The organism is Paenibacillus typhae, assembly GCF_900099765.1.
Lineage (GTDB): Bacteria > Bacillota > Bacilli > Paenibacillales > Paenibacillaceae > Paenibacillus_AQ > Paenibacillus_AQ typhae.
Window position 1 is genome coordinate 1 of the sequence record NZ_FNDX01000044.1, and the last position, 12,480, is coordinate 12,480.

At 49.6% G+C, this 12,480-nt stretch carries 13 protein-coding genes, 1 other RNA gene and 1 pseudogene; all 15 read right to left on the minus strand.

Going from position 1 to position 12,480, the window contains the following annotated elements; all coding sequences use genetic code 11:
• The coding region (locus BLR64_RS24235) for a transposase (protein WP_167360776.1) at positions 1-238 on the minus strand (238 nt) is incomplete at its 3' end.
• A gap of 165 nt (positions 239-403) precedes the next feature.
• Positions 404-1,186: a protein kinase family protein gene (locus BLR64_RS24240; RefSeq protein ID WP_090718585.1), complete on the minus strand. Its 783-nt coding sequence runs from the start codon at positions 1,184-1,186 to the stop codon at positions 404-406.
• A 22-nt stretch (positions 1,187-1,208) separates the two neighbouring features.
• The gene (locus BLR64_RS24245; RefSeq protein ID WP_090718587.1) at positions 1,209-1,643 is read right to left on the minus strand and encodes a hypothetical protein; all 435 of its coding nucleotides are present in this window, start codon (positions 1,641-1,643) and stop codon (positions 1,209-1,211) included.
• 103 nt (positions 1,644-1,746) lie between these two features.
• Positions 1,747-2,253 carry a hypothetical protein gene (locus BLR64_RS30915; protein ID WP_244157844.1) on the minus strand — a complete coding sequence of 169 codons (507 nt, stop codon included), beginning with the start codon at positions 2,251-2,253 and terminating at the stop codon, positions 1,747-1,749.
• 42 nt (positions 2,254-2,295) lie between these two features.
• Positions 2,296-2,385: pseudogene (locus BLR64_RS30920) on the minus strand (hypothetical protein); the annotation flags it as partial.
• 35 nt (positions 2,386-2,420) lie between these two features.
• Positions 2,421-3,110: a recombinase family protein gene (locus BLR64_RS31080; protein WP_279615486.1), complete on the minus strand. Its 690-nt coding sequence runs from the start codon at positions 3,108-3,110 to the stop codon at positions 2,421-2,423.
• Positions 3,107-3,331, minus strand: coding sequence for a recombinase family protein (locus BLR64_RS31085; protein ID WP_279615487.1), 225 nt, complete (start codon positions 3,329-3,331; stop codon positions 3,107-3,109). Before BLR64_RS31085 ends, BLR64_RS31080 begins: the two co-directional genes overlap by 4 nt.
• Before the next feature lie 90 nt (positions 3,332-3,421).
• Positions 3,422-3,583 (minus strand): recombinase family protein, encoded by a 162-nt coding sequence (locus BLR64_RS24255; protein WP_090718589.1) that lies wholly within the window; start codon positions 3,581-3,583, stop codon positions 3,422-3,424.
• A 112-nt stretch (positions 3,584-3,695) separates the two neighbouring features.
• Positions 3,696-4,060, minus strand: a transfer-messenger RNA (tmRNA) gene (gene ssrA / locus BLR64_RS24260).
• A 196-nt stretch (positions 4,061-4,256) separates the two neighbouring features.
• Positions 4,257-4,736 (minus strand): SsrA-binding protein SmpB, encoded by a 480-nt coding sequence (smpB, locus tag BLR64_RS24265; RefSeq protein WP_090718591.1) that lies wholly within the window; start codon positions 4,734-4,736, stop codon positions 4,257-4,259.
• A 581-nt stretch (positions 4,737-5,317) separates the two neighbouring features.
• Positions 5,318-8,173 carry a ribonuclease R gene (rnr, locus tag BLR64_RS24270; protein WP_244157841.1) on the minus strand — a complete coding sequence of 952 codons (2,856 nt, stop codon included), beginning with the start codon at positions 8,171-8,173 and terminating at the stop codon, positions 5,318-5,320.
• Between the two features lie 245 nt (positions 8,174-8,418).
• Complete coding sequence (gene secG / locus BLR64_RS24275; protein ID WP_068721708.1) at positions 8,419-8,652, minus strand: preprotein translocase subunit SecG; 234 nt, start codon at positions 8,650-8,652, stop codon at positions 8,419-8,421.
• Between the two features lie 174 nt (positions 8,653-8,826).
• Complete coding sequence (gene eno / locus BLR64_RS24280) at positions 8,827-10,113, minus strand: phosphopyruvate hydratase (RefSeq protein ID WP_090718595.1); 1,287 nt, start codon at positions 10,111-10,113, stop codon at positions 8,827-8,829.
• A 61-nt stretch (positions 10,114-10,174) separates the two neighbouring features.
• Complete coding sequence (gene gpmI, locus BLR64_RS24285; RefSeq protein ID WP_090718597.1) at positions 10,175-11,719, minus strand: 2,3-bisphosphoglycerate-independent phosphoglycerate mutase; 1,545 nt, start codon at positions 11,717-11,719, stop codon at positions 10,175-10,177.
• 2 nt (positions 11,720-11,721) lie between these two features.
• Positions 11,722-12,477 (minus strand): triose-phosphate isomerase, encoded by a 756-nt coding sequence (gene tpiA / locus BLR64_RS24290; protein WP_090718598.1) that lies wholly within the window; start codon positions 12,475-12,477, stop codon positions 11,722-11,724.
• Between the last annotated feature and the right edge of the window lie 3 nt (positions 12,478-12,480).

The following is a 12,480-nucleotide window of genomic DNA, read 5'->3' on the forward strand; positions in this document are numbered from 1 at the left end:
GTTTAATCGCAGTGTCCATCTTGTCCTCTAACTCCTGAACACGTTTTGCATCTTCGATACGTTCGCTAACAGAGGGTGTTGCCTGCTCACCGAATCGTTCTTTGTAGAACTTCACCCAGTTCGCAATCGTGCTCGGAGAAACTGAATACTTACGGGCAAGGAAAGATATCTTTGTTCCATTAATCGCTTCTTGGGCAACTTTGATCCGTTGTTCGTCGTACAACTTATTGCTCTTCATGTTCCTCATCCCCTTCTCTATTAGTGTACCTTATGCATCTTGAGGACTCCAATTCGATTAGGGGGCTTGAGAGTTTCAATATCGTTTATTGGGTCGTACTTATCATAATAGTTAGATATATGACTGACTAAGGCATCCGCAAAATGTTTATATGTCTCCTTTTCCTTATTCGAGATTCGAGAAATTTATTTCACTCATTACTCCAGCTGATATGACTTGGGATATTTCATTGAAAGAGCCATAACGATCACATGGATCAATTTTGGTCATCTTATCAACAATATAATCAAATTTAAAATTGTCTTTTTTAATTCTATCCCTAAGAATACTTTGAAATAGTTTTCCAATGAAATAGATTTCAGTCTGATGATTATATACTCCTTCTAATTGTGTTTCATTAGGTAGCTGTGTAACAGGCCAATTGAGAAATACACTTCTCCCCTCTTTTTCCTCAACCTGTAGTTTTTTTCCGAAGCCAAAATCAATGATCTTTACATTTTCGTCCTTATCTATCATTATATTAGACGGTCTAATATCTCTATGTAATATTTGATTTTCTTCTAGATATTCAAAGGCATATATAACCTCTTTAAATATGTCTGTCCAAGTCTTTCGAAAGGTTGGTTCAAATTTGTGAATAGCTACTCTGTCTACATATTCCATTTGCAAATAACCTGATTTAGCTTCAGGGTATAAATAATAATTAAAGTTTCTAACTATATTATGATGAGACACCTTGAATAAAATCTTTATCTCATCAACAAAACGTCTAAATGTATCATCAGTATCATTAGAACCTTTTGGCGAATACTTTTTAAAAGCAAATAGCATGTCGGTCGTTTCATCTTTAAAGAGATGAGCATCTCCAGTACCTCCGGCACCCAAAGGTGAGAGATGTCTAAAGTTTTTCATACTATTAAATTTCACTATTTCGCCTGGCTGCAACACAATTTATCCCATCCCTTTATTATTAGTTTCGTTCTTTTGACCATTTCATCTGCGGAATAGCAGCATTTAACACAGAAGCTAACCACAATAATTCACTAACCTCTAAAACAACTTGAGCAAGAGGCATCTCTCCTTCATACTCCCGTAATCGTGCAACAGCCGTTTCTAAATAAGTTTGGCTAAGACTCTCAGGAACGCTCTTCGCCTGCATAAGCGTACGAGCAATGATTTGATCAAGAATTCGGCTATATTCAGCCTCTGCTTCCTTAATCGTGAGTTGATACTCCTTCCAGCCGATATCAAGACCAGAAATCCGAAGAGTATCACCTTCACGTTTTGCTACCCATTGTTCGCCATGTTCATTCTCGTAGTATGAGAAGTAAGAGTCATTTTGCTTTCCCAGAGTCCAAGCAGGGGGATTCGCACCTTGAATGCTTATACGAAGTTCAGCCGACAACTCTATCAACTCCTTCAAGATATTGGAATGTTATATGGCAATATTCTCATACCATGAATTTACTGTCAGAAGAATTGTCGACCGCTCCATACAGAGAGCTTTATTACATTTCGGCTACAATGTTCTTCTCGTACAAAACATCATCCGCATTCACAAATTGCACCTTCACATAAACATTCTTCGTCTCCCTCTGCACAACCACCTTCGATACAAACTTACTCACGATCTGATGCAACATCTGCGGATTCTGAACCTCTGCATCCAGCAGACCAATTAATGTCTGAATATCATATTTCACAGACGCGATGTATTCCTCTGGAACATCGAACTTTCGTAGCCCTTCCGACAATGCCGCATGCTCTGCCTTCTTCTCCACTAACTCCGTCTTCATCTCATCCAACATCTCCTGATGAAATGACTTTCCTTTCCCTGCGTTCATGTCACCTACAACAGCATCTACACGTTTCTCCAAAAATTCGATCCCGGCCGCAAGGCTCGATACTTGAGCAATGACATGCTTGTTCTTCTCGTTATGGTACATGCGAATCTCTTCCTCCAACTGGTTATCCATCGACAACCGCATCAGCGTTGTTCTGAGCTTATTTGTCACAACCTCTTCCACACGCTCTTTTCTCCAGCCGACATATGAACAGAATTCTTTTCCCTTTCTCAGATATCCGCCACAAGTGTAGTATCGCTGTCCACCGCTCTTACTGCGTGTGGATGCAGAGTTGCCAACCAACCATTCGCGATCCGCATTTGTCGCAGACCATGATGCTACGCGGTCTTATTACCGAAGGGCTTATGAGTTTCACCTCCACCATTGTTGCGTCGATTGGCAGCGGCCTGGCACTGTTCAAATAGTTCCTTCGTAATCAACGCTGGATGAGCATTCTCGGTAATGATCCATTCGGAGCGATCTCTCCACTTTTTCCCCTTGGTTTGATAGTCTTGCTTATTCCACACTTTGCTTCCGATATACGATTCATTAATAATGATTGCACGGATGGTACTGGCCGACCATGTTCCGCCTTTTTGCGTAGGCACTTGCTGTTGATTCAATTCAGATGCGATTTTATGGTAGCCTTTGTTTTCAAAAACATACTGATTAAATAACCACCGGATAATATCAATCTCTTCACGTGGCCCCGGCACCCACACCGATTTCGTATTCTGCTGTCCCAAAGCGATGTGTTCCGTCCGATATCCGTATGGCGGCATTCCACCATTGTTGTAACCCAGTTTGGCATTCTGAGCCATTCCTTTCCGCACCTCTACAGCAAGATTGGCAATGAAGAACTCAGAGATGTTTTCAAGCATTCCCTCCAGCAGCATATCCTGCGGTGTCTCCCCTTCCGTTTTCTCCGTAGTAGAAATGACCTTCACCCCACATTGATTAAGCAACGCCTTGTAAATAACATGGTCGTCACGTTTGCGGGAAAACCTGTCGAACTTGTGGACGATCACCGCATCAAAGGACGATTGGAACGTTTGGCTAAAGCGATCATCTTCTGAAATTCCGGCCGATCATCCGTTTTGGCAGATTTCCCTTTTTCAATAAATTCACAGACGATACTCCAGTTTTTCTCCATGCAGTATTGTTGTATGGCTTTTATTTGAGCTGGAATGGATAACTCTTTCTCTGCTTGACGCTTGAATGACACACGGACATAATAGGCTACCTTCATAAATACACTTTCCTCTCGTATATCGATTTTTGGGCATAAAAAAAGCAGGCACACCCATGTGGGCATACCTGCTGATAAATAAAGCTACTATTAATTGGACTGTCTGCGAATCAATAAGGAAGCCTGAGCGGCATTCCACAGTTCCATGTCGATGATCGGAGGATGAGCATCTTCGGTCACAATTAAATCATCCGCACTGCGTTTCCGGTTCCATACACGCCGGCCCAAATAAACCTGATTGCTCAGAACTATTTCTTATTCGACATCACACAAGGAAGAAACCCTATAGCCACGCGGATAAACCATCCGCGTCGAGTATGATAACACGAAAAAAAGACCCCCAAGGGTCTTTTTCTGATACTCCATATGGAGCCGAGGGGAGTCGAACCCCTGTCCGAAGATAACGGCACATAAGTTTCTACGAGTGTAGTTACAGATTTGATGTCACCCGAGTATCGCCCCGTAACCGGCTATACGTTGGGTCAGCCTGATTATCTTCTTCTGCTGACCCCAGGCGGAGACCAGACAGCGTATCCCACTACTTGTTAGCCCCTATCCCTGTCACATGGGCGATGCAGGGTAGAAGCACGCACACAGGTTATTAAGCTGCGAAAGCGTAGTTGTTGTTTTGTTTGCCGTTTAATAGGCTTTAGCGTTGATGAAGCGGACGCGTCCCCACTACTCGCTGCTCATGCTCGAACTACCCCCGTCGAATCCAAGAACGGCCCCTCATTAAAAAGGGCGCTTCGGATCAAGCGGATCTTCTAAGCAAGAGAGATCCAATCTGCAGCCTCTAACCTGAGGACTGCCACGAAGCAAAAATCTTACTTACACAGTATAGCACATTTATCAACACTTTAACACGTGGGTTAAAGGAATTGAAGGAGCAATCTGGAATTCCTGCTTGCGGTAACACGTTAGCAGCTTATCTGGCGATCTTCTGCTTTTCCCGCAGCGCTCGCTGGATATCGCGTTGAGCGTCCTTTTTGGCGGCAGAGTCGCGTTTGTCGTATTGCTTCTTACCTTTACCGAGGCCGATCAGCAGCTTGGCATAGCCGTTACGCACATAGATCTTCAGCGGCACTATCGAGTAGCCATCCTGCTTGGATAAGCCGAGCAGCTTGTTAATCTGCACCTTGTGCATCAGCAGCTTGCGCGTACGCGTCGGATCGTCAGGATTGGAACGGTTACCCTGCTCAAAAGGGCTAATGTGCATATTGTGGATATGAATCTCGCCGTTACGGATGGTAGCGAACGCATCACCAATGTTAGCGCGGCCATTACGCAGCGACTTGATCTCTGTACCGGTCAGCACCATACCCGCTTCATAAGTGTCCTCGATAAAATAATCATGGGAAGCTTTTTTGTTCTGGGCGAGCACTTTCCCGTCTGCTTTTTTACCCATGAAAGTCACTCCTTGAATCGATTTCCCCGCAGGAAGCGGAGTTAGTGTCAGATCTATATTGTATCAAAATGGATCCGCTAAGCGCAAGGAAGCACTTGTATTGACATTGCAGGACATCGGCTTGCTCGCCCACCTCTATTTTGACAACTGTATGTCAGGTAGTTAGATAAAAGGGTATGCACTATGCTATATCATCCTCAATTAACGGTCATTACAGCATAACTGTACTCCTTTAGGGGACTCCCTTCATACTGTACTACCCACTGTGTCAGGAGAGATGTACACAATTGGTTACTGTAACGGACTCAGGGGACCTTATTGGGTGATATTCGTGCCGTTTGATATTCTAACGGACATAGATAACGCTATTTATGCTGGATTACTGCAATTTTCACATTTTAGCAACACATAAGGTCACTGGAGTCCGCAACAAGCTGCAGGAGGGTAATATGCAGAGAATAACGGCGTCTGAGTCCGTTAGGTTCGTTGTGCTGAACAAGCAGTCCGCAGGTCACAGCTCCATGCAAAAAAAGCACCCCAAGCAGCCATATAAGCTGCTCGGGGCGCCCCTCAGTCTCAGTCTATTCCTGAGACTTCTTCTTCTTTTTCTTGCGGCGCACGGCGTTCTCCGCGTTGCCGCTCCCCTGGCCGCCCGGCGTGACAGCCGGGCTGGTGAAGACGCCGCCTTTCTTCTTGCGGCGGCCCTTGTCCTTGCCGCTGCTGCTGCCGCGGCTCTCGAACCCGCGATCCTCCCGGCTCGTGAACCGGGTGTTCGCGTCAACCCCGCGCAGCTCGCCGCTGCCCGCGCCGTCGCCGAGCGGCGCGCCGTAGCCGCCCTTGCCGGAGCCGAAGCTGAAGCTGATGCCGCGCCCTGCGGCATCGCCTCCAGCCGCTCCGCCGCGGCCTCTTCCGCCGCCGCTGCGCTCGCGCGGCGCACTGCCACTGCCGCCCGCTTCGCCGTTCAGGGCGGCAAAGGCACGGCGCGCGGCCTCAGCCGGGCCGCCGCCCCCGCGCTTGCCGCGCGCAGGCGCATCCGCCGGCGCGCCGCTGCCAGGCGCCGCCTCGCTGCGCGGCGCCGTTTCCCAGGTGCCGGTGGTCACGGCACCGGCTTTGCGCTTGCCGCCGGCCTTGCCCTTACCGGCGGCAACGCCTTTACCTGCGCCAGCCTTGCCTTTACCAGCGGCGCCCGTTTTACCAAAGCCGCCGCGGTCCTTGCCGCCGCGCCCGCCTTTACCCCCGGCGAAGCCGCCGCCTTTGCCCGGCCGGCCGCCGTAGCTGCGGTGTTCACCCGCAGCACGCGGCTTCATGTCGACCAGCTCGAAGTCGATGGTGTGGTCGTCCATGTTCACCTTGGCGACACGGATCTTCACCTCGTCACCGATGCGGAATACCTTGGAGGTGCGCTCACCGATCAGCGCCATATGGGCTTCGTCAAAGTGGTAATAGTCATCCGTCAGGGCGCTGAGACGGATCAGGCCTTCGACAGTATTTTCAAGCTCGATGAACATCCCGAAGCTGGTCACACTGCTGACCATCGCCTCGAACTCCTCACCGACCTTATCCTGCATATACTCAGCCTTCTTCAGCTGTTCGGTATCACGTTCAGCTTCAACGGCTACGCGCTCACGCTCCGAGGACTGCTGGGCAATATCCGGCATCCGGCTGGCCAGATACTCATGCCGTTTCTCGGTCAGCGCCCCGCCGTTCTCCAGCACCTCACGCATTACGCGGTGAATGACAAGGTCAGGATAACGGCGGATCGGTGAAGTGAAATGGGAATAGTATTCGGCAGCCAGTCCAAAGTGGCCTGTGCTCTCGGCATCATACTTCGCCTGCTTCATCGAGCGCAGCATCATGGTGCTGATTACGGTCTGTTCCTTCGTCCCTTCGATCTGCTCCAGCAGATCCTGCAGGGCACGCGGGTGAATGGAATTCCCCCGGCCTTTGACATGGTAGCCGAAGTTAGCGGCAAAAGCCATGAAGTTCTGCAGCTTCTCCTGATCCGGGTCCTCATGTATCCGGTACAGGAACGGCACCTTCAGCCAGTGGAAATGCTCAGCCACCGTCTCGTTAGCCGCCAGCATAAACTCCTCAATAATCTGCTCAGCCACGGAACGCTCGCGTTTTACGATATCAATCGCCTTGCCTGTCTCATCAACGATAATCTTGCTTTCTTCAAAGTCAAAATCAACCGCCCCGCGCCGCATCCGGGCCGCCCGCAGCTTCATCGCCAGCTCTTTCATCAGACGGAAATCCTCGATCAGCGGGCTGTAGCGCTCCAGCAGCTCCGGATCTTCATCCTCCACAATTTTGCGGACGTCGGAATAGGTCATTCTTTCTTTGGTACGGATAACGCTCGTAAAGACATCATGCTTCACGACCTTCATATGCTCGTTGAACTCCATCTCACAGGACATGGTGAGCCGGTCCACCTTGGGATTAAGACTGCAGATCCCGTTCGAGAGCCGGTGCGGCAGCATCGGAATAACCCGGTCTACCAGGTAGACGCTGCATCCCCGGTCATAAGCTTCCTTATCCAGCTCCGAGCCCTCACGCACGTAATAACCGACATCGGCAATATGAACGCCCAGCTTGTAGTTTCCGTTCTCCAGACGCTGCACATTAACCGCATCATCAAGGTCCTTGGCATCAGCGCCGTCGATGGTCACAATGTTCAGTCCGCGCAGATCGCGCCGGCCCTGCTGTACAATCTCTTCTTCCGTAATGGAATCCGGAGCCTGCTCCGCTTCCCGCATTACCTCAGCAGGAAAAGCCTCCGGCAGCTGATGCTTGCGGATAACGGAAAGAATATCAACACCCGGGTCATCCTTGTGCCCGAGAATCTCGATGATTTCCCCCTCTGCCGCTGCCCGGCCCTCAGGATAATTAACGATGCGCACGACAACCTTTTCGCCGTCAACCGCACCGCCAAACGACTGCTTCGGAATAAAAATGTCACGGTTTATCCGCTTATCATCAGGCAGCACAAATCCGTAAGTCTCCAGGCTCTGGAACACACCGACAGTCTGCAATACGCCGCGCTTGACAATCCGCACCACTTCACCTTCCATCCGCCCGCCGGACGGACTTTTGGAGGTAATCCGGATCAGCACAATATCGCCGTTCATTGCACCTTTGAGATCATTGGCATGAACGTAGACATCAGGATGGTCGCGGTCATCAGGAATCAGGAAAGCGAAGCCCTTAGCATGCGCCTGCAGCCGCCCCCTTAAAAGATCCATCCGCTCCGGCACACCATAACGGTTATTCCGGGTCAGTACGATCCGGCCGTCCTGCTCCAGTTCGGAGAGCAAATCCTCAAACGCCTTGAACGAAGCGCTATCCTCTATCGCAAAATGGCTGACCAGCTCATCGTAAGTCAGCGGCTTATAAGCGGTTTCCCGCATAAAATCGAGTAATATTTCCTGTGTTATCAAATAAGTCACCTCGGCCCTTTCGCAGCATCGTATGCTGCCGGCAAATATGTACGTCTTGTCCTCTTTGGTTTTTCTTGCATCAAGTAAATTTTACCTCTATATACTTCATACCCTAGTATACACGAAATCAATCCCGCCCATCCCTGTTATGATTATCCCAAGGTTAACGCAGGCTCAAAAATGCAAAAATAAAAAGCCCCCGCCCCATTCCATTCAGAACAGAGCGAAGGCTTAGTGTATGCAGTTTAGTCAACAAAAATGGCAACAACGATTGACATGATAAAGAATCCGGCTGCCAATGCAACTGTTACACGCTGCAGTACGAGTTCCATACCGCGAGCTTTGGTTTTACCGAAGAGATGCTCAGCACCGCCGGAGATGGCACCGGAAAGACCTGCGCTTTTCCCTTTTTGCAGAAGAACGACCGCAATCAGACCGACGGAAAAAATCAGGAGCACAATTTTCAAAAAGATATCCATTCACTTCCACCTCCTACGTCAAGCATCACTATCTATGGTAATTTAGATTTCACGATTCATAAACAGCATTTTTATTTTATCATAGCGTTAAAGCGAATACAACCTTATCCCTGCGGCCATCACAAAAAAAGCCCGCCGTAAACCGGCAGGCTCTTAAAGCTATATCAAAAGAAATTATCTTTTGAGGTTGTAGAAGGATTTCAGGCCGTTGTATTGAGCCAGTTCACCCAGTTCGTCTTCGATGCGAAGCAGTTGGTTGTACTTGGCAACGCGGTCTGTACGGGAAGGAGCACCTGTTTTGATCTGGCCAGCATTGGTAGCAACAGCGATGTCAGCGATTGTGCTGTCTTCGGACTCACCGGAACGGTGGGAGATAACAGCAGTGTAGCCTGCACGTTTAGCCATTTCGATAGCATCGAAAGTTTCAGTCAGTGTACCAATCTGGTTAACCTTAACCAGGATGGAGTTACCGATACCTTTTTCGATACCTGTAGCAAGACGCTCAGTGTTAGTAACGAACAGGTCGTCACCAACCAATTGAACTTTGTCGCCCAATTTTTCAGTGAGCAATTTCCAGCCATCCCAGTCGTCTTCGGACATACCGTCTTCGATTGTGATGATTGGGTACTTCTCAACCCAGGAAGCCAGCAGGTCAACATACTCAGCGGAAGTGTAGGATTTGCCTTCGCCAGCAAGTGTGTACTTGCCATCTTTGTAGAACTCAGTGGAAGCAACGTCCATACCCAGGAATACGTCAACACCTGGTTTGTAGCCGGCTTTTTCGATAGCTTCGATGATTGTAGTGATTGCTTCTTCGTTGGAACCAAGGTTAGGAGCGAAGCCGCCTTCGTCACCTACAGCTGTGTTCAGGCCTTTGGACTGCAGTACGGATTTCAGGTTGTGGAAGATTTCAGCACCTGTACGCAGAGCTTCTTTGAAGCTTGGAGCGCCTACTGGCAGAACCATGAACTCTTGAACGTCGATGTTGTTATCAGCATGCTCACCACCGTTGATGATGTTCATCATTGGTACTGGCAGTGCTTTAGCGTTGAATCCGCCCAGGTATACGTACAAAGGAATATCCAGAGCTGCTGCAGCTGCGCGAGCTACTGCCATGGATACAGCCAGGATTGCGTTAGCGCCCAGCTTGCCTTTGTTAGGAGTTCCGTCCAGAGTGATCATCAGCTTGTCGATGCCCACTTGGTCAAGAGCGTCCATACCGATTACTTCTGGAGCGATGATTTCGTTTACGTTCTCAACAGCCTTCAGAACGCCTTTGCCCAGGTAACGGGATTTGTCGCCGTCACGAAGCTCTACAGCTTCATGAGCGCCAGTGGAAGCGCCGGAAGGAACGATAGCGCGGCCTTTAGCGCCGGATTCCAGGTAAACGTCAACCTCTACAGTAGGGTTACCGCGGGAGTCAAGGACTTCGCGTGCATATACATCAGAAATAATAGTCATGTAAGTTAATCTCCTTTTAACTATGGTTTTGGTTATTGCAAAGCGTTCGTTAGGCTCCTGCTTATTTGCGGCTGGCAATCATGGATTGTCCGGTCATTTCCGCAGGCTGCGGAAGTCCCATCAGATCCAGAATGGTCGGTGCTACATCGGCAAGGATACCGGATTCGCGCAGAACAACATTCTCAGTGGTTACAATGAACGGAACCGGATTGGTGGTGTGAGCGGTGAACGGACGTCCCTGCTCGTCAAATACCATATCCGCATTACCGTGGTCGGCAATGATGATCGCAACGCCGCCCTTGGCAACAACTGCATCAACGACTTTACCCACACATTCATCCGTAACTTCAACCGCCTTGATCGTAGGCTCCAGCATGCCGGAGTGTCCAACCATATCAGGGTTCGCAAAGTTCAGGATGATGGCATCCTGTCTGTCCGCCTCGATTTCAGCTACGCAGGCCGCCGCCACTTCGTATGCGCTCATCTCAGGCTTCAGATCATAGGTTGCCACTTTTGGCGAGTTAATCAGGATGCGGGTTTCGCCCGGAAGCTCTTCGTCGCGTCCGCCGCTGAAGAAGAAGGTTACGTGCGGGTACTTTTCAGTTTCCGCAATACGCAGCTGCTTCTTGTTGTTCTGTACAAGCACTTCACCCAGAGTATTGTCCAGGTTCTTCGGTGAGTAGGCTACATAGCCCTGTACCGTTTCACTGAACGTAGTCAGGCACACGAAGTGCAGATCCTGCGGGAACAAAGGACCACGGTCGAAACCGCGGAAATCAGAGTTCGTGAATACCTGCGACAGCTGGATCGCACGGTCAGGACGGAAGTTCAGGAATACGACAGAATCGCCGCTTTCCACTACTCCTACCGGCTGGTCGTTGCTGTCAACGATTACGCTAGGCTCTACGAATTCATCATACACGGAATTCTGGTAGGATGCAGTGATGGCCTGCAGCGCATCGGTATATTTAGGGCCTTCGCCATATACCATTGCCCGGTAAGCCTTCTCTACACGCTCCCAGCGCTTGTCACGGTCCATCGCGTAGTAACGTCCGGATACCGTAGCGATTGTACCTACGCCAACTTCTTCGATCTTCGCGATCAGATCCTGAACGAACTTTTGTCCGCTGTCAGGCGCAACGTCGCGTCCGTCCATGAAAGCATGGATATACACTTCGTGCATATCTTCTTTCTTGGCCAGATCGAGCATGGCGAACAGGTGATTGATGTGACTGTGCACGCCGCCGTCGGAAACGAGCGCATACAGGTGAAGCTTTTTGCCGGTGGACTTGGCGCTTCTTACAGCAGCAACCAGCGTTTCGTTCTCAAAGAATTCACCGTCACGGATCGACTTGTCGATACGGGTCAGATCCTGGTATACGATCCGGCCTGCGCCGATGTTAAGGTGACCTACTTCCGAGTTGCCCATTTGTCCTTCAGGCAGACCTACAGCTTCGCCGCAGGCGGTAAGCGTAGTGTTCGGATATTGCTTCAGGTAACGGTCGTAGTTCGGCTTATTGGCTTGGGCAACCGCGTTGCCTTCATCCGTATTCCGCAATCCGAATCCGTCCATGATGATTAATGCTACCGGTCTTGGAGATGACATCCTTACAATGCCCCCTCAACGAGTGAAACGAAGGAAGCAGGCTGCAGGCTGGCACCGCCGACGAGAGCGCCGTCGATGTCGCTTTGACTCATGTACTCCGTTACATTCTCCGGCTTCACGCTGCCGCCGTATTGAATACGTACAGCTTCGGCTGTTGCTTCATCGTACAGGTCTTTTACAAGGGTACGGATGTAAGCAATAACTTCGTTAGCGTCCTGGGAAGTAGAGGATTTACCTGTACCGATCGCCCAGATTGGCTCATAAGCGATAACAACCTGAGCTGCCTGTTCAGCACTCAGACCGGCAAAGGCACCTTCAGTTTGAACCTTGCAAACTTCCTTGGTCTGGTCAGCTTCGCGCTCTTCAAGCTTTTCGCCGACACATACGATTGGAGTAATGCCGTGGCGGAATGCCGCGTGCATTTTTTTGTTTACAATTTCATCCGTTTCGCCGAAATAAGCGCGGCGCTCGGAGTGGCCGATGATAACGTAGTCTACGCCCAGATCTTTCAGCATAACGCCGCTGATTTCACCTGTGTAAGCACCGTTGTCTTCGAAGTGCAGGTTCTGTGCACCGATTTTGATGGATGTACCTTTAACCGCTGCTACCAGTGCAGGCAGGTTGGTGAAAGGAGCGCAAATGACAGTTTCCACGCCTTCTACTTCTGCCTGGCCTTTAACTTCAGCGATAAAGCCTTCTGCTTCCGGAACGGTTTTGAACATTTTCCAGTTGCCGGCGATAATAGGTGTTCTGCTCATAAT

Bases quoted from the DNA above. Each gene is read 5' to 3' on its own strand.
- BLR64_RS31085 (WP_279615487.1), bottom strand. From the start codon at position 3,331: ATGAAGGTAGCCTATTATGTCCGTGTGTCATTCAAGCGTCAAGCAGAG.
- smpB (WP_090718591.1), bottom strand. From the start codon at position 4,736: ATGGGTAAAAAAGCAGACGGGAAAGTGCTCGCCCAGAACAAAAAAGCT.
- secG (WP_068721708.1), bottom strand. From the start codon at position 8,652: ATGGATATCTTTTTGAAAATTGTGCTCCTGATTTTTTCCGTCGGTCTG.
- eno (WP_090718595.1), bottom strand. From the start codon at position 10,113: ATGACTATTATTTCTGATGTATATGCACGCGAAGTCCTTGACTCCCGC.
- gpmI (WP_090718597.1), bottom strand. From the start codon at position 11,719: ATGTCATCTCCAAGACCGGTAGCATTAATCATCATGGACGGATTCGGA.
- tpiA (WP_090718598.1), bottom strand. From the start codon at position 12,477: ATGAGCAGAACACCTATTATCGCCGGCAACTGGAAAATGTTCAAAACC.